The sequence below is a fragment of the Polynucleobacter sp. AP-Feld-500C-C5 genome, from assembly GCF_018882265.1.
In the GTDB taxonomy this organism is placed as follows: domain Bacteria; phylum Pseudomonadota; class Gammaproteobacteria; order Burkholderiales; family Burkholderiaceae; genus Polynucleobacter.
Genome location: NZ_JACVOW010000022.1, coordinates 117,115 through 134,699 on the forward strand (window position 1 = coordinate 117,115; position 17,585 = coordinate 134,699).

17 protein-coding genes and 1 tRNA gene are annotated in these 17,585 nt (G+C 45.8%); 9 read left to right on the forward strand and 9 right to left on the reverse strand.

The genetic code is table 11. The features are described 5' to 3' along the window. The first annotated feature begins 37 nt into the window (after positions 1 to 37). From nadA to ICN21_RS06975, 4 genes are all read left to right on the forward strand, one after another. Positions 38 to 1,165: a quinolinate synthase NadA gene (nadA, locus tag ICN21_RS06960; protein WP_216177816.1), complete on the forward strand. Its 1,128-nt coding sequence runs from the start codon at positions 38 to 40 to the stop codon at positions 1,163 to 1,165. Between the two features lie 38 nt (positions 1,166 to 1,203). Continuing rightward, positions 1,204 to 2,058, forward strand: coding sequence for a carboxylating nicotinate-nucleotide diphosphorylase (gene nadC, locus ICN21_RS06965; protein WP_216177817.1), 855 nt, complete (start codon positions 1,204 to 1,206; stop codon positions 2,056 to 2,058). A gap of 226 nt (positions 2,059 to 2,284) precedes the next feature. Continuing rightward, positions 2,285 to 2,497 (forward strand): BrnT family toxin, encoded by a 213-nt coding sequence (locus ICN21_RS06970; RefSeq protein WP_251370098.1) that lies wholly within the window; start codon positions 2,285 to 2,287, stop codon positions 2,495 to 2,497. After that, on the forward strand, positions 2,457 to 2,729 hold the full coding sequence (locus ICN21_RS06975) for a BrnA antitoxin family protein (protein WP_215320336.1): 273 nt from the start codon (positions 2,457 to 2,459) through the stop codon (positions 2,727 to 2,729). The genes ICN21_RS06970 and ICN21_RS06975 overlap by 41 nt, the downstream gene beginning before the upstream one ends. Positions 2,730 to 2,734: 5 nt before the next feature. Here ICN21_RS06975 and nadB read toward each other — a convergent pair whose 3' ends face one another. The 4 genes from nadB to ICN21_RS06995 form a co-directional block, all read right to left on the reverse strand. Further along, positions 2,735 to 4,396 (reverse strand): L-aspartate oxidase, encoded by a 1,662-nt coding sequence (gene nadB, locus ICN21_RS06980; RefSeq protein WP_216177818.1) that lies wholly within the window; start codon positions 4,394 to 4,396, stop codon positions 2,735 to 2,737. 101 nt (positions 4,397 to 4,497) lie between these two features. Beyond that, complete coding sequence (fdhF, locus tag ICN21_RS06985; RefSeq protein WP_216177819.1) at positions 4,498 to 7,392, reverse strand: formate dehydrogenase subunit alpha; 2,895 nt, start codon at positions 7,390 to 7,392, stop codon at positions 4,498 to 4,500. Positions 7,393 to 7,413: 21 nt separating this feature from the next. After that, complete coding sequence (locus tag ICN21_RS06990; protein ID WP_216177820.1) at positions 7,414 to 9,216, reverse strand: NAD(P)H-dependent oxidoreductase subunit E; 1,803 nt, start codon at positions 9,214 to 9,216, stop codon at positions 7,414 to 7,416. A 144-nt stretch (positions 9,217 to 9,360) separates the two neighbouring features. Next, positions 9,361 to 9,585, reverse strand: coding sequence for a hypothetical protein (locus ICN21_RS06995; RefSeq protein ID WP_216127391.1), 225 nt, complete (start codon positions 9,583 to 9,585; stop codon positions 9,361 to 9,363). A gap of 156 nt (positions 9,586 to 9,741) precedes the next feature. On the opposite strand from ICN21_RS06995, the gene ICN21_RS07000 reads away from it, so the two are divergent. Next, entirely contained in the window at positions 9,742 to 10,335 is a 594-nt protein-coding gene (locus ICN21_RS07000; protein ID WP_215296884.1) for a DUF1080 domain-containing protein, read from the forward strand. A gap of 3 nt (positions 10,336 to 10,338) precedes the next feature. Here the strand turns inward: ICN21_RS07000 and ICN21_RS07005 are convergent, their stop codons facing one another. The 5 genes from ICN21_RS07005 to acs form a co-directional block, all read right to left on the reverse strand. Next, positions 10,339 to 10,686, reverse strand: a complete 348-nt coding sequence (locus ICN21_RS07005; protein ID WP_215296882.1) for a winged helix DNA-binding protein — start codon at positions 10,684 to 10,686, stop codon at positions 10,339 to 10,341. After that, a complete protein-coding gene (locus ICN21_RS07010; RefSeq protein ID WP_216177822.1) occupies positions 10,683 to 11,039 on the reverse strand; it encodes a DUF6516 family protein in 357 nt (118 codons plus the stop codon). The genes ICN21_RS07005 and ICN21_RS07010 overlap by 4 nt, the downstream gene beginning before the upstream one ends. A 64-nt stretch (positions 11,040 to 11,103) precedes the next feature. Further along, positions 11,104 to 11,406, reverse strand: a complete 303-nt coding sequence (locus ICN21_RS07015) for a YciI family protein (RefSeq protein WP_216177824.1) — start codon at positions 11,404 to 11,406, stop codon at positions 11,104 to 11,106. Positions 11,407 to 11,515: 109 nt separating this feature from the next. Continuing rightward, a tRNA-Ser gene (locus ICN21_RS07020) sits at positions 11,516 to 11,606 on the reverse strand. A 59-nt stretch (positions 11,607 to 11,665) separates the two neighbouring features. Beyond that, on the reverse strand, positions 11,666 to 13,639 hold the full coding sequence (acs, locus tag ICN21_RS07025; RefSeq protein WP_215296877.1) for an acetate--CoA ligase: 1,974 nt from the start codon (positions 13,637 to 13,639) through the stop codon (positions 11,666 to 11,668). A gap of 185 nt (positions 13,640 to 13,824) precedes the next feature. Here acs and ICN21_RS07030 point away from each other — a divergent pair, with 185 nt between their 5' ends. The 4 genes from ICN21_RS07030 to ICN21_RS07045 are packed head-to-tail and all read left to right on the forward strand — an operon-like array spanning position 13,825 to position 17,583. Continuing rightward, positions 13,825 to 15,348, forward strand: coding sequence for a fumarate hydratase (locus tag ICN21_RS07030; RefSeq protein WP_216177826.1), 1,524 nt, complete (start codon positions 13,825 to 13,827; stop codon positions 15,346 to 15,348). A gap of 29 nt (positions 15,349 to 15,377) precedes the next feature. Beyond that, a complete protein-coding gene (gene murI / locus ICN21_RS07035) occupies positions 15,378 to 16,202 on the forward strand; it encodes a glutamate racemase (RefSeq protein ID WP_216177827.1) in 825 nt (274 codons plus the stop codon). After that, on the forward strand, positions 16,199 to 16,885 hold the full coding sequence (locus ICN21_RS07040) for an energy transducer TonB (RefSeq protein WP_216177829.1): 687 nt from the start codon (positions 16,199 to 16,201) through the stop codon (positions 16,883 to 16,885). The genes murI and ICN21_RS07040 overlap by 4 nt, the downstream gene beginning before the upstream one ends. Positions 16,886 to 16,890: 5 nt before the next feature. Then, positions 16,891 to 17,583, forward strand: coding sequence for a MotA/TolQ/ExbB proton channel family protein (locus ICN21_RS07045; RefSeq protein WP_215296870.1), 693 nt, complete (start codon positions 16,891 to 16,893; stop codon positions 17,581 to 17,583). The last annotated feature ends 2 nt before the right edge of the window (positions 17,584 to 17,585 follow it).

Below are 17,585 nucleotides of genomic sequence, written 5' to 3' on the forward strand. Positions count from 1 at the left end.
ACGACGCAAAAATATCGGGACTGGATTAAGATTTCGTATGAATTCAACTGTTAGCGCCCCGATTGCCTTTGACTATCCTCAGCAAGATGCTGCTGGGGTTACCTGTACTGCCCAAGCATGGGCAAAGGTCCCGCCTTATTTAGCAGCCCCTGAAAAAGCAACTGTCATTGCCCGCATCAAGCAGCTCTTGATTGAAAAAGATGCTGCTCTGATTGCTCACTACTATGTTGATGGCGATATCCAAGACTTGGCTTTGGAGACTGGTGGCTTTGTAGCTGACTCTCTAGAAATGGCAAGGTTTGGCAAGAACCATCCTGCCAAGAATCTCATTGTTGCCGGCGTTCGTTTTATGGGTGAGTCAGCAAAGATTCTCAGCCCTGAAAAACGTATCTTTATGCCAGACTTAGATGCAACCTGCTCCTTAGATCTTGGTTGTGATGCCAATGACTTTGCCAAATTTCGTGCAGACCATCCTGATCGAGTTGTGGTGGTGTATGCCAATACGAGTGCTGCAGTAAAAGCACAAGCGGATTGGATGGTCACTAGCTCTTGCGCTTTAGCAATTGTGCATCAACTTAAAGTTGAAGGTAAAAAAATATTATGGGCACCGGATCGACATCTCGGTAGGTATATTCAAGAACAGACTGGTGCTGATATGTTGTTATGGAATGGTGCCTGTATCGTGCATGATGAATTTAAAGCGGCTGAATTAGAAATTCTCAAAGCTGCCCATCCCAATGCCATGATCTTGGTGCATCCCGAGTCACCCCAAGCTGTGGTTGATTTGGCTGATGTCGTTGGCTCAACTTCAGCCATGATCAAAGCAGTGGTTGAAGGTACTGCAAGCGAATACATTGTGGCCACGGATAAGGGTATCTTGCATCGCATGCGCCAGTTAGCCCCTAACAAGAAATTGATTGAGGCTCCCACTGCCGGTAATAGCGCCACCTGTAAGAGTTGCGCTCACTGTCCTTGGATGGCGATGAATGGTCTTCAAGGTATTTTAGATTGCCTGGAAAATACTTCTGGTGAAATCTTTGTTGAAGAACCTACTCGAACAAAAGCTTTGGTTTGTATTGAGCGCATGCTGGACTTTACTAAAAACCACCCTGATCTTTTAGCCAAAGCACAGCATGGCTTTGTCAAGAATATTGGCGCTGCTTAGCTTTTTTACTTTTAGTTTTATATATTAATAATTCTTTCATGCTTGATACCAACGAAACCTTAGAGCAAGCTCGCCAACGCAATATTCAGGATGCGCTCATGGAAGATATTGGCAAGGGTGATTGGACTGCCAAGTTAGTTCCCAATAAAACAGTGCAGGCACAACTAATTGTTCGCCAAGAAGCAGTGCTCTGCGGTGTAGATTGGTTTGAAGGTACGCTCAAGAAACTCGATCCCAATGCAAGGGTAACTTGGCATTACATCGAAGGGGACTTGATGAAGCCTGATACTAAGGTATGCGATATAGAAGCTGACTCTCAAGCCCTTCTGTCTGCTGAGCGTACTTGCATTAACTTCTTGCAAACCTTATCTTGGACTGCCAGTATTACTCGTCAACACGTTGATGCGATTGCCGGAGCCAGCCCTAATCCAAAAGGCTGTACTGTATTGGATACCCGTAAAACAATTCCTGGTTTACGTCAGGCGCAGAAGTATGCGGTTCGTATAGGCGGGGGCCAAAATCAACGACTCGCACTATGGCACGGCATCCTCATTAAAGAGAATCATATCGCTGCTGCAGGTAGTGTTACTGCAGCCTTAAAGAATGCCCAAGCACTCAATGCTGGAGTCGAGATTCAGATTGAAGTAGAAAACTTTGCGGAATTGGAAGAAGCTTTGGCTGCTGGTGCCAAGAGTATCTTGATTGATAACTTTAATACCGATCAAATGAAACAAGCTGTTGCCATTACTGCAGGTCGCGCACTGTTAGAGGCTTCGGGGGGCATTAACTTAGATCAGATGCGCGCGATTGCTGCTACTGGCGTTGATCGTATTTCACTAGGCAAGCTAACCAAGGATGTGAATGCCGTAGATTTCTCAATGAGAATTTTGTAGCACCTCTCTTCATCAGTCTTTGACTGACAAACTCTTCAAACCCTACTGATATGCAGTGGGGTTTTTCATTTCTAGACTAATGTCCTTGCATTAATTGGGCCCGCCGTCTCTTTCTCAATTTTTGTATTGACATTGATTATTTTTGTATATACATTAATTGGGTGGATACGTGATCGAGTTTGATGATGTGAAGCGTGAAATTACCCTTTTTGTAAGGGGGTTAGACATGGCGAGAGCAAACGAAGTCTTTGCTTTGTCCCATATGGACCAGCTAGACGATAGAAAGAATTATGGGGAAACAAGGATGATCACTTTTGGCTATTTAGATCACCTTCCAGTTGTGTTGGTTTGGACGTATAGAGGTAACACCAGAAGGATCATCAGCTTAAGGAGAGCAAATGAACGTGAAATTAAAAAATATATCGAAAGATTGGGTTGATCCGGATGACGCGCCCGAACTGGATGAGCAGTGGTTTCGAGATGCACATGTTTATGTTGGCGATACTTTAATTAAGCGAGGTGTTGGTCGCCCTCCAATTCAGAATGCAAAGGAAATGCTAAGTCTTAGATTGGATTCAGATATCTTAGAAAAATTACGTGCGAGCGGTAAAGGCTGGCAAACCCGCTTGAGTAAACATATTAAAGAGGCCGTTCTAAAGGGCACTCTATAAATCGCTTAGGTCTCAGAATTTTCTGAGCTACCCTCAGCTTGAGGGGTCAAAATCGTTGGATATGAGACCGCCCAAGTACCTGGGTAATCGCGGCTGTAATGCAATCCCCTGCTTTCTCTGCGCATGAGTGCTGATCTGACAATGAGCTCAGCACACTCCAGCAAGTTCCGCAACTCAATCAGATCTCGCGTCACTTTAAAGTTGGCGTAATATTCTTGCACTTCATATCTGAGAAGTTTAATTCGGTGGAGCGCGCGCTCTAATCGGCGATTGGTTCTCACAATGCCAACGTAGTTCCACATCAAAGAACGTAATTCATCCCAGTTATGAGAGATCACCACCTGCTCATCAGCATCTTCTACCTGACTCTCATCCCAAAGAGGAAGATGTGGCATTACTGGAGTCTTTAGATTCGAGATATCTTCTGCTGCAGCTTTACCAATCACCACGCACTCGAGAAGTGAATTACTCGCCAAACGATTGGCGCCATGCAAACCTGTGTAGGTTGCTTCACCAACTGCATATAGGCCTGGTAAATCAGTGCGGCCCTTAAGATCGGTTACGACGCCACCACAGGTGTAATGCGCTGCAGGTACAACCGGTATTGGCTTTTTGGTGATATCCAAGCCAAGACTTAAGCAACGCGCGTAAATCATTGGGAAATGCTCTTTAATAAATGCTTCGCCAAGATGAGTCGCATCTAAATGAACATAATCAAGACCATGCTTCTTCATTTCAAAGTCGATGGCACGCGCCACGATATCGCGGGGAGCTAATTCATTGCGCTCATCATGGGCTGGCATAAAACGAGTGCCATCGGGCAGTTTCAATAAGCCACCCTCACCACGCATTGCTTCAGTAATGAGGAAGGTACGATCACTGGGGTGATACAAACAGGTAGGATGAAATTGAATAAATTCCATATTGCCAACACGGCAACCTGCACGCCAAGCCATGGCAATACCATCGCCAGTGGCAGTATCAGGATTACTAGTGTAGCGATAGACTTTGCCAACACCACCGGTAGCTAAGACTACTGACTTGGCTTCAATTGTTTCAACACGATTCTTTTGAATATCTAAGGCATATACGCCATAACACCGATTTGGCTTGCTACGCTGTGTCTTAGCATCTAGTTGACGATTGGTAATGAGATCGAGTGCAATCCAATGTTCCAAAATTCGGATATTTTTATGGGCCCTTGCTTTATCCAGCAACACTTCATGAATCGCCTTACCAGTTGCATCAGCAGCATGCGCAATTCGACGATGACTATGGCCACCTTCACGAGTGAGATGCAAACCCATGGGACCAGACTTATCTTCGGTAAAGGGAACGCCTTGCTCCACCAACCATTTAATGGCTTCAGCACTCTCTTCAGCGATGTAGCGAGCAGTTGACTCCACTACCAGTCCAGCACCGGCATCTATAGTGTCGGCCACATGAGAGTCAATACTGTCATGTTCTTTATCCACCACGCCAACAATGCCACCTTGGGCCCAAGCAGTGGCAGCTTCACTCAAGCCCCGTTTGGCCATCAAGATGACTGGCTGGTTCTCAGCCATGTGTAGAGCAACGGTTAAACCGGCTAATCCTGCCCCAATAATGAGAACTGGTAACTCAGCTTGGTTTTGGGAGGGTGAGGGTGATGGTGATGAACTTGCCATAGAGGGATCATTCTAAAGGGCAAATCAAATTCGTGAGCTCTAGGTAAAAAGGCTCCATTTTTGGAGTCTTTTTACTGCAATAAATCTGAACGGATAGACGCTTAGATATTGACGGTTAACTCTGGTCCATTTGGTGCATTAGTGCCGTAGCCCATAATCTTGGCAACATCACCGCCCTTAGCGAGCTTGACTGCACAATATTTAAATTCTGGGATTTTGCCAAATGGATCTAATGCTGAATTGGTAATCAAATTTGCCGCAGCTTCATAGTAAGCAAATGGTATGAAGATCACACCCCTTGGCGTACCATCATCTCTACGTACATGGATACCAACTTCGCCACGACGTGATTGCACAGTAATGACATCACCAGCAGAAACGCCTAACTGGGTCATATCTTCCCCATGCATTGAGACAGTTGCCATGGGCTCGATTGCATCCAGTATGGTTGCACGGCGCGTCATACTACCGGTATGCCAATGCTCCAACTGACGACCAGTAATCAGTACAAATGGATATTCAGTATCGGGGCGCTCATTTGCAGGAATGATATCCGCAGGAACGAGTTTGACTTTGCCGTCAGGAGTATCAAAAGAGTCATCAAAAACAATTGGACGACCAGGATCTTCAAGTGATAAACAAGGGTAAGTGACACTCGATTCTTTTTCAAGGCGCTCCCAAGTAATGCCTTTAATTGCGCCATGCATTGCTTGACGCATTTCTTCATAGACTGCTGCAACTCCAGCATCAGGACCTGGGTAATTCCAATTGAGGTCCATACGCTTAGCAATCTCTTGAATGATCCACAGATCTGGCTTAGCTTCGCCAGGAGGATTGATTGCTTTTTTACCCATCTGCACCATACGGTCCGTATTGCTTGCAGTACCGACCTTCTCAGGCCAAGCACTTGCAGGTAAAACAACGTCAGCGAGCAATGCGGTTTCAGTCATAAAGATATCCTGCACTACCAAATGCTCTAGAGAGGCTAGTGCATGGCGAGCATGATTAAGATCGGGGTCGCTCATTGCTGGGTTTTCACCCTCGACATACATACCGCGAATTTTATCTGGATCACTATCAGGCGCAGTAATCTTATGCATGATCTCTACCACGGTATAGCCAGGCTTCTTATCAAGAGGCGTTCCCCAGAATTTTTCAAACCAAGCATGCGCTTCTGGATTATCAACTCGTTGATAGTTAGGGAACATCATCGGAATCAAACCAGCATCACTAGCACCCTGCACGTTATTTTGACCGCGCAGTGGATGCAGTCCTGAGCCAGGCTTGCCAATTTGGCCGGTGATGCTCACCAAGGCGATTAAGCAGCGTGCATTATCTGTGCCATGAACGTGCTGGCTAATACCCATACCCCACAAAATCATCGCTGATTTTGTAGTGGCAAACTCTCTAGCCACTTCACGCAGATTTTCGGGTGGAATACCGCAGATCGGCGCCATAGCTTCAGGGCTATAGCCCTTGATATTGTCTTTTAGCGCTTCATAATTATTGGCACGATTCGTAATGAAGTCTTTGTCTGCCAAACCTTCTTCAATAATCGTATAGATCATGGCATTGAGCATTGCCACATCGGTATCTGGCTTGAATTGCATGGTGCGCCAAGCATGTTTACTGATCTCGGTCATACGAGGATCGCACAGCACAATCTTGGCACCGCGTTTAGCAGCATTCTTAAACCAAGTTGCAGCAACAGGATGATTAGCTGTTGGGTTTGATCCAATCAAGAAAATCAAACTGGAGTGCTCAACATCATTGACTTGGTTACTAACAGCGCCCGAACCAACACCTTCTAATAGCGCTGCAACAGATGAGGCATGGCAAAGACGAGTGCAGTGATCAACGTTGTTGCTACCAAATCCAGTACGAACTAATTTCTGGAATAAATACGCCTCTTCATTACTACCTTTAGCAGAGCCGAAGCCAGCCAAGACCTTAAGGCCGTGTTTGTCTTTTAACTCTTTAAGCTTGCCGCCAGCAAAATCCAAAGCCTCTTCCCAAGTTGCTTCACGGAAGATATCTGACCAGTCTTGCTTACCTTCTAGAATAGATTCATCCTTAGGCACCCCTGGTTTACGAATGAGTGGTTTTGTTAAGCGCTGTGGATTATGGATGTAATCCATGCCGAAGCGGCCCTTGACGCATAAACGATTATGGTTGGCTGGGCCATCGCGACCCTCAACACTCACAATCTTTTCATCTTTGACGTTGTAAGCTATCTGGCAACCCACGCCACAAAACGGACATACAGAATCCACTTTGCGATCTACTATTTGTGAGCCAATTAAGCCTTTTGGCATCAATGCACCAGTAGGACATGCTTGTACACACTCGCCACAGGCAACGCAAGTGCTGTCACCCATTGGATCATTGAGATCAAACACAATCTCGCTGTGGGCCCCACGCATCGCGTAGCCAATGACATCATTGACCTGCTCTTCACGGCAAGCACGCACGCAACGATTACATTGAATACAGGCATCAAGATTAACTGCCATTGCTGGATGGGAAATATCGTGAGCAACTTTTTCACGCCGTAAGGCTTTCAGCTCTGGGCGCACTGTGACATCCATCCGCGCAGCCCAAGTACTAAGCTCACCATGTTGATGCTTTTGTTCTTCTGCTTTGCTATCACCAACCCACTTAAAACCTTCATCAGGCATATCGGAGAGCAACATCTCCAGTACCAGTTTTTGACTTTTTATAGCGCGCTCGCTATTGGCTTTAACTTCCATACCTGATGTTGCACTTCTGCAGCAACTTGGAGCTAAGGTACGCTCACCATTGATTTCCACAACGCAAGCTCGGCAGTTACCATCAGGACGGTAACCATCTTTGAAACAGAGATGGGGAATATCAATCCCATGACGTTTTGCAGCCTTGAGAATAGTTTCGCCTTCATAAGAAACAATCGTCTTGCCGTCGAGCTTGAACTCAACGGTTTGGAGTTCGATTTCTTTTGGATTGGTTGGTGCGTTCATAGGTGTCTCGTTCTTCCCTTTTTATACGATTTCTTGTGGGAAATATTTATGAATACAACGAATCGGATTTGGTGCGGCTTGACCTAAGCCACAAATCGACGCATCTACCATGACAGTAGCCAAATCTTCGAGGGTTTCTTGATCCCATGATTTCGCTTGCATCAATTTCGCAGCTTTACCGGTACCAACTCGGCATGGAGTGCACTGACCACAACTCTCGTGCTCAAAGAAGTACATCACATTCAAAGCCATATCACGTGCTTTATCTTTGTCACTAAACACCATCACTGCAGCAGAACCGATGAAACAGCCGTACGGTTGCAGGGTATCAAAGTCCAGCGGAATATCATTCATGGTCGCCGGCAAAATACCACCCGATGCGCCACCCGGTAAATAACCATAGAACTGATGACCATCTTGCATGCCACCACAGTACTCATCAATCAATTCTTGAATCGTGATACCAGCTGGTGCCAACTTCACACCTGGCATTTTCACGCGCCCACTTACACTAAAACTCCGCAAGCCTTTACGATCATGACGACCGAAAGAACTGAACCACTCCGGACCGCGTTGAACAATGTCACGCACCCAATACAGAGTTTCAAAGTTGTGCTCAAGAGTTGGTCTACCAAATAAACCCACTTGTGCGATGTATGGCGGACGCATCCGGGGTTCACCACGCTTACCTTCAATACTTTCAATCATGGCGGATTCTTCACCGCAGATATAGGCCCCTGCACCGCGACGCAATTCAATATTAGGAATCGGAAATGGTGGATTTGCTTTGAGCTTTGCTAATTCTTTTTCGAGCAATTCACGGCAGCCGTGATACTCATCACGCAAGTAAATGTAGCAAGCATCAATCCCAACGACATTTGCTGCAATGAATAAGCCCTCAAGGAAACGATGGGGATCACGCTCTAAATAGGTTCGGTCCTTAAAAGTGCCAGGCTCACCCTCGTCAATATTGACAGCCATGAGTTTAGGTGCCGTTTGATCTTTCACGATGCGCCACTTGCGACCTGCTGGAAAACCTGCGCCACCCAAGCCACGCAGACCAGAACTCTCCATCGCCTTGATTACACTCTCAGCTTCTCTCTTGCCTTCATGAATTTCTCTAGCTAATGTGTAACCACCTTGAGCACGGTAAGCCTCATAGCCAACATAGTCAGGTGAAACTGCTTGGTTCTCACCTTGCGGCGATATACCATGCTCTGCTAATGCCGCCGGATCAAAGCTGGCATCATCTTTTGCCATTGGCTGGGTAGTTAATTGGTTGCTGACCGCAGCCTTAACTTTTTCTGCTGTAGCAAATAGCACTGGATATTGATGCACTACCGCTACAGGCGCTTGCTCGCAACGACCCACACAAGGAGCTGCTATTACTTTGACCTTGGGATTTCCTAAAATCGCAGGAAGTTTAGCCAATAGGTTTTGTGCACCAGCTAATTCACAAGCAATTCCATCGCATACGCGCACAGTAATATCCGCCACAGGATCGTTGCCGCGCACTACCTCAAAGTGATGATAGAAGGTGGCGACTTCATAAACCTCAGCCATAGGCAAATTCATTTCTTTTGCCAGAGCAACCAAATGTCGATCATGTAATGCACGATACTCATCATTCAGCTTATGAAGATTTTCAATCAGCAAGTCGCGACGATGGGCTGCCTCACCAATCAGCTGTCGAACCTCTGCCAAAGATGTGTCATCTGCTTGACGACCTTTTAATTTACTTTTTCGGCGAATGGTCTCCCTCAAATCATCTGCAGTAGCCACTGCAACTGCTTTAACTTCTTGTGAAGGCTTTGGGTGATTCATATTCTCTAATCTTTATCGTTTTAATGCATCCATTTGCGCTACTCAAAACTAGCTAAAACGCAAAATAACGCTTGATTTTGGGTTATTTCAACCCCTAAGTCCTTGACGGCGCTCAAGGGATTGAAATCAGGGTAAACCCTGATATTAGAGAAGGGATGGAGATGGCTTATCGCCTGGGGGTAAAGAGTAGTCTAGCTTCCGCTCGTAAAGACGTGCCTTATAGCAGTCTTGATAGCCTTTACTACCGATTTGCCAACCAATGGAGGTGCAGTCATCCTGAGCGGCAGACTCAATCGAGCCACAGGCTGTAAGGTTTAAAGCAGCAAAAATAGTAAAAATGAGGAGAAGGCGCGATTTTGTCAAATTCATAATGCAAGTCTACTTGATTCTGAGGTCAATATAGACGTAGTAGATCAACTTTTGTCTGACAACTTTCAGGGAAAGCCGCTACTTGCACTTCGCCACCATTATCAGCAACAATCAATGGGTTCCAAATAAATAATATAACTTCAGTGGAGACCTCCTATGAAATCAACCTTGAAATTCCTAGCCGCACTCTTTCTTTGTGCTCAAACCATTCTTTTTAGCAGCGTTGCTCATGCACAAAATCAAGATGGTTTTGTAGACATGATTGATGGGGTGAGCCTCAACGGCTGGAATATTGTGGGTAACGCGAGTTGGGTCATTGGCAATGGAATTGTTGAAGGTAATAAGCCCAGCGGTTTTTTGGTAAGCACCAAAACTTATAAGAACTTTGTTATCAAAGCAGAATTTTGGGCTGAATCCAATACAAATAGTGGCATCTTTATTCGCTGCCAAGACCCCAATAAAGTCTCTGCAAATAACTCTTATGAAATCAATATCTGGGATACTCGTCCAGAACAAGCTTATGCTACCGGCGCAATTGTGGATGTCGCTAAAGTGGATCCGATTCATAAAGCTGGTGGACGTTGGAACACAATGGAGATCGTTGCCAATGGGTCGCATTTCAAAGTGACGATGAATGGGGTTGTTACTGTCGCCGATGCGCAAGACAGTCGCTTTGCTGAAGGTCCCATTGCCCTGCAATCTGCAGGCGGAACGATCAAGTTCAGGAAAGTTCAGATCAAGCCAATTTAAGATTTATACAAAAATCTCAATACGATCGCCGCAGGCTATGGGTTTTAATGCCCTATCCTGCTTTTTCATTTTTACAAGCCCGTAATTCGACATCGTTTTTAGTGTTCTAGATAAATTACCTTGCTTGCGACCAGTGAGGTCTGCTAACTCAGAGATCGACACGGGCTTAGATGATCTAATGACTTCCAACAGGGCCCGGTTTTCATCACTTAAAACCTGAGCTAAAGAGCGCATAGAGGTAAACCATATTTTAGGATCACTCGACTTAGCCTTCAAATCGCCTCTTGCAATTGCAAGTATGCGTTTTCGAATTTCTTCTTGTGATGCAATGCCAATTTTGATAACTTTCATTTCCCTTTAGCCACCTTTAATGCTCTATCAACATCAAGGAAGAAATCGCCTAGTAGCTGATATGCATCTTTAAATACATAGTGAACCCCTTGATCATGAGAACTACGATGCTTATGGTCATATGGTAATTTTCTTCCAGCATAACCAGATCTAGTCTTTAGGGCATGGGCATTGTCATAGCCCATAATCCTCAAGCCCTGAGGATCATGGAGTGTCAACGAATACCGGACACCATGTGGAATTGCAGTTGTAACCTCAACCTGCCAAGCCTCAATCTTCACCCAGTAACCATCCTCTTGATCTATCACCTGTTGATGCAGGTCTAGTAATGTGGAGATGCCGACATTCTTCATCTCCAAACTATATCAGCTAATGATATACCAAAAGTAACAACCCATCCTCAATATAGGGATCTTTTTATGCAGGTGGAAATCCAGCCTTCTGTGCCCACATGTTATTAAACACATGAATCACCGGTTTTTCATATACGCCTGCTTTAGTGAAAGGCTCATCTTTCAACCAAGCATCCACAGCTGCCCTACTTGGAAAATCCATTGCCAGCAAACTACCCACTACGGTATTGCCATCTTCAGAAGTGAGGGGTCCAGCAAAAGCCATGCGCTCCGCTTGTTGTGCCAAGTAAGCACGATGCTCTGGACGTATTTGTACTCGCAGCTCTGATGTACCAGGACGATCCATTAATAGAATTGCAAAAATCATATTGCCTCCAAATATTTTATTAAGCTTATTAACTTTATTTACCTTAGTCACTCGGATATTACGGTAAACCATCAAGCAAAAACCACCCGCAGGTGGTTTTCGTGATAAATGGCGGAAGGGGCGGGATTCGAACCCGCGGTAGGCTATTAACCTACGCACGCTTTCCAGGCGTGTGACTTAAACCGCTCATCCACCCTTCCGGAACCGTTGATTATACGATTGCCGAAAGGGATTCGCCTCAAACCCCCATGAAGACAGCTTAGAGAGACTCTTTGAGTTGATCCAAAATCGCTGGGTTTTCTAGCGTAGAGGTATCTTGAGTGACTTCCTCGCCCTTCGCGATTACACGCAATAGACGGCGCATGATCTTGCCCGAACGGGTCTTAGGTAAGTTATCACCAAAACGTACATCTTTTGGTTTAGCAATTGGACCAATCTCTTTACCAACCCAGTTACGCAATTCTGTTGCAAGCTTTTTAGCCTCATCACCTGTTGGGCGACCGCCTTTGAGAACCACGAATACACAAATCGCTTCACCAGTGAGCTCATCTGGACGACCAACCACTGCGGCTTCAGCAACTAATGGATTAGCCACCAAGCAAGATTCGATTTCCATAGTTCCCATGCGGTGACCAGAAACGTTCAAGACGTCATCAATACGGCCAGTAATGGTGAAGTAACCAGTATCTTTATTACGAATAGCACCGTCACCAGCGAGATATAAAGTGCCGCCCAACTCTTCAGGGAAGTAAGACTTCACAAAGCGATCTGGATCACCCCAAATGTTGCGGATCATGGAAGGCCATGGACGCTTCACAACCAAAATACCGCCTTGACCATTAGGCACGTCTACACCCGCTTCATCCACAATGGCTGCTTGAATGCCTGGCAATGGCAAGGTACATGAACCTGGAACCATTGGCGTTGCACCTGGCAATGGAGAAATCATATGACCACCAGTTTCGGTTTGCCAGAACGTATCTGCGATTGGACAACGTGAACCACCCACATTCTCGTAGTACCAGATCCACGCTTCTGGATTGATTGGTTCACCAACAGAACCCAAGAGGCGTAAGGAAGTTAAGTTGTAGCTCTTTGGATGAACGGCCTCATCATTGCTCGACGCTTTGATCAAAGACCGAATTGCAGTTGGTGCTGTGTAAAAAATAGTGGCATTGTGCTTTTGAATCATGTCCCAGAAGCGACCCGCATTAGGATAGGTTGGCACACCCTCAAACACAATCTCAGTGGCACCCACTGCGAGTGGGCCATAAGTAATATAGGAGTGTCCTGTTACCCAACCAATGTCAGCAGTACACCAGAACACATCGCTAGGTTTGATATCAAAGGTCCACTTCATTGTGAGGATCGCCCACAAGAGGTAGCCCCCTGTAGAGTGTTGCACACCCTTAGGTTTACCAGTAGAGCCTGATGTATACAGAATAAACAATGGGTGCTCAGCACTGACCCACTCCGGCTCACAAGTCGTCGCTTCCTGAGCCATGATGTCTTGCATCCAAACATCACGCCCTGCCGTCATGGCAATATCAGCACCAGTACGCTTGCTCACAATCACGTGCTTTACCTTAGGACATTCGCCAGTGGAAAGGGCTTCATCGCAAATTGCCTTTAAAGGTAATGCTTTGCCACCACGGAACTGGCCATCAGCAGTAATCACTGCAACTGCACCAACATCCATAATGCGATCGCGCAAGGCTTGCGCCGAGAATCCACCAAACACTACAGAGTGAATTGCACCGATACGAGCACATGCTTGCATGGCTACAATGCCCTCGATAGTCATTGCCATATAAATAATGACGCTGTCACCAGACTTCACGCCCATTTTGCGCAGTGCGTTTGCCATTTTGCACACGCGCTCAAGCAACTCTTTGTAAGTGACCTTAGTAACGCTACCGTCATCAGACTCAAAAATGATAGCAGTTTTATCGCCTAAGCCGGCTTCGACTTGACGATCTAAGCAGTTATAAGAAGCGTTTGTTGTGCCATCTTCAAACCATTTATAGAAAGGCGCTTTAGATTCATCTAAAACTTTGGTAAACGGCTTTTTCCAATAAATATTTTCTTTTGCAAGACGCCCCCAGAAACCGTCATAATCTTTTTCCGCTTCAGCACAAAGCTTGGTATAGGCATCCATACCTGGAATTGCCGCACCCTTTACAAAATCTGCAGGTGGGTGAAATACGCGGTTTTCTTGCTTTAATGGTTCCATGCTTCGCAGCCCTCTATCTAACAATCAATGGCCTTTACATCTCAAAATGCGCAAAATGTCGCAAAATGGCGGGTTTAGACCTTCAGAACCTTCAAAGATAAGTGAAAACACTCGGGATTTGCTCTATGGCAAACCCTTAAAATAGGTCAAACCTTACTATTAATGTGGAAATAAGCTAGAAAGCCATGACAAATATCAAACAAAACGATCTCATTCAAAGCGTTGCAGATGCATTCCAGTTCATTTCTTACTACCACCCCAAAGATTTCATTGATGCGATGGGCAAGGCTTACTCCCTTGAAAAAGGCGAAGCTGCCAAAGATGCGATTGCCCAAATTTTGACCAATAGTCGGATGTGCGCTGAAGGTCATCGCCCACTTTGCCAAGATACCGGTATTGCTGTGGTCTTCCTCAAAATTGGTATGAATGTACAGTGGTCAGATGCCACGATGAGCGTCACTGACATGGTGAACGAAGGTGTTCGTCGTGCCTACCTCAATCCAGAAAACACTTTGCGTGCTTCAGTGTTAGCTGACCCTGCAGGCAAACGCAAAAATACTGGCGATAACACCCCCGCAGTGATTCATTATGAAATCGTTCCGGGCGATGATGTTGAAGTGATATGCGCCGCTAAAGGAGGTGGCTCAGAAAACAAAGCCAAGATGGTCATGCTTAATCCTTCCGACTCTATCGTTGACTGGGTAGTGAAGACTGTTCCGACGATGGGCGCCGGTTGGTGCCCTCCCGGCATCCTCGGTATTGGTATTGGGGGTACTCCAGAAAAAGCGATGTTGATGGCCAAAGAAGCTCTGATGGGTCCAGTCGACATTCAAGAACTAATTGTGCGTGGAGCAAAAAATCGCGTAGAAGAATTGCGTCTCGAGATTTACGACAAGGTCAATAAATTAGGCATCGGTGCGCAAGGTTTAGGTGGCTTAGCTACTGTGCTTGATATTAAGATCTTGGACTACCCAACCCACGCAGCTTCCTTACCCGTCGCCATGATTCCTAACTGTGCGGCAACTCGTCACGTGCATTTCCATTTACACGGCGATGGCCCAGCAAAATTAGAGATCCCCTCACTGTCCGATTGGCCAGATGTTACCTGGACACCTGATGTACAAAAATCCAAACGCATCAATTTAGATACTTTGACCGCCGAGGAAGTAGCGAGCTGGAAACCGGGACAGACACTATTGTTAAACGGCAAAATCTTGACGGGACGCGATGCCGCTCATAAACGCATTCAGGATATGTTGGCTAAAGGCGAAGAATTGCCAGTCAGCTTTAAGAATCGGGTGATCTACTATGTTGGCCCAGTTGATCCAGTTGGCAATGAAGTGGTTGGTCCAGCAGGTCCCACCACTTCCACCCGCATGGATAAGTTCACTGAGATGATGTTATCTAAAACAGGTTTGATTTCCATGATTGGAAAAGCTGAGCGTGGTCCTGCAGCAATTGAAGCGATCAAGAAACATAAATCTGCTTATCTCATGGCTGTAGGAGGTGCTGCTTACTTAGTATCTAAGGCAATACAAACTTCTAAAGTAGTTGGCTTTGCTGATCTCGGCATGGAAGCAATTTATGAGTTTGATGTCAAAGATATGCCAGTGACCGTTGCCGTGAACTCCGAAGGTATCTCAATGCATGAGACTGGCCCGAAAGAATGGCAAGCGAAGATTGGCAATATTCCAGTCACGATTGCGTAATACATGTTGGCTTTTGAATTGGCACCGAATTGTCGCTTATAGGCGTTTTTGATTCTGGCGTGGGTGGCTTATCCATTTTGGATGAAGCCCTACGTCAGCTTCCGCAACATGACTATATTTATTTAGCAGATTCTGCAAACGCACCATATGGTGAAAAATCTAGTGAATGGATTTCTGCGCGTAGCTTAAGTCTTTGCAAATATTTAGCCGATGCCGGATGTGATGCCATTGTGGTTGCTTGTAATACTGCTACTGCTGAAGCCATCAAACATATTCGAGCTGAAGTGCTAGTGCCCGTCATCGGTGTTGAACCAGGCATCAAGCCTGCTGCTATGCAATCTGGAAATGGCATTGTGGGTGTCTTGGCAACTGAAGCCACTCTCAAGAGCGATAAATTCAATGCATTATTAGCCACCCTCCCCAATCATTGTCGTTTCATCAAACAAGCTGGCGCTGGACTAGTGCCATTGATTGAAGCTGGCAAAGCGGATAGTGAAGAAACCTTGGAGCTGCTTGCAAAGCATCTGGAGCCCATTCAAGATGCAGGTTCAGATACTTTGGTTTTAGGTTGCACTCATTACCCATTCTTGAGAAACGCGATTCGTAAATTATTAGGTGACACGATCACCCTAATCGATACGAGCGAAGCCGTCGTTCGACAATTAAAGCGTCAATTAGAGCAACTAGACTCCGCTAGTAAATTAACAAAAGGTACATCCTTAAGAGATCATGGGGCAGTGCACTTTGTGAGCAGCAAAGATGCTGTTACCTTACTCAAGATGGCGCAAGATTTAATGCAGAGTGATCTCGATTCTCACGATGTCAGCTCAAGTTTATTGGGTAGCATTCAATGAGCACTTTATTGGAGAAGATCGATGCACGTCTTCCGTTTACGAAAACGGAACGCATCATTATTGGCATCGTGCTGCTATTGCATGCCCTGCCGGCTTTAGAGTTTTTACATTTTTCATCACGTCCGCCCAAAATGGATGATGCACGGGTCATGGCTAATTTAGTCAGCCCTGATACCGCTGCCAATAAAAGTCAGCAAGCTCCTGCTACTCCGCCACCCAAACCCAAGGAAGAGCCTAAGAAAAAAACTGTGGAGGATAAATCATCACAAAAACCAACGCCTCCACAGACTCAGAACACTAGCCAACAAACTCAGCAGCAAACCAAGAGTGAAACCCAGATGCAAAATGCGGCTGTTGCCCCTTCTACGACAGGGGGTGCTAGCGGCACACCCATACAGACGGACATTGGTAAACTGGTCGTTGTATATCAACCTGATGCTGATGCTTATTACCCTTCGTTCTCCAAACGATCTGGTGAACAAGGTACCGTAGTTGTCCGATTAATTATTTCTGAGGCGGGAGAAGTAGAAGATGTTGCCATATTGCAATCAAGCGCTTTTCCCAGACTGGACCGTGCGGCAACCGATATTGGCAGACGTTACCGGTTTAAACCTTTTTTAGTCAATGGCTCACCCCAAAGAATTTCCACTAATCTTTTAATTAAATTTAATCTCAAGAATTAAGGACTATGAATACACCATTTGGAATTGCAAATCTATGGCTTGAGGGCGATGCCATCACTCGCTTTGTGGCGATTGTGTTGCTCACTTGCTCAATCGTGACTTGGGTGATCTTGCTCACCCGCTTTTGGGAACTGCGCAACCTGCGCAAATTGAGACCTGAGCTTGATCAGTTCTGGCATGCAAGCTCCTATGAACAAGGACTGCAATCCTTTAGCAATCCGAGCATGAACCCTTACTATCAGATTGCTAAATCAGCTACTGATGCTTCCATTCACCATCAGAGTCAATCGAGTGATCGCCGTGAGCTTTTGCAAACTTTGAATTATTCAGAGTGGATGGCTAGAAGCATTAAGAATGGCATTGATAATATAGCTGCCAGTCTTCAGAAAGGTCTCACTTTTTTAGGATCAACTGGAGCAGTTGCCCCTTTTATTGGTTTATTCGGTACCGTCTGGGGCATCTATCATGCACTGATCTCCATTAGCAGCTCAGGGAGCGCGCAAATCGATCAAGTAGCAGGACCAATCGGGGAAGCCTTGATCATGACTGCCTTAGGCCTTGCAGTGGCTATCCCTGCGGTACTCGGATTTAACGCGATTAATCGCGCTAATAAATTACTGGTTGCAGAGCTCAATCGCTTTGGTAATGACTTGCTTGCCTATTTTGTGACTGGTGCACGTGTGAAGTCTGGAGAATAAGT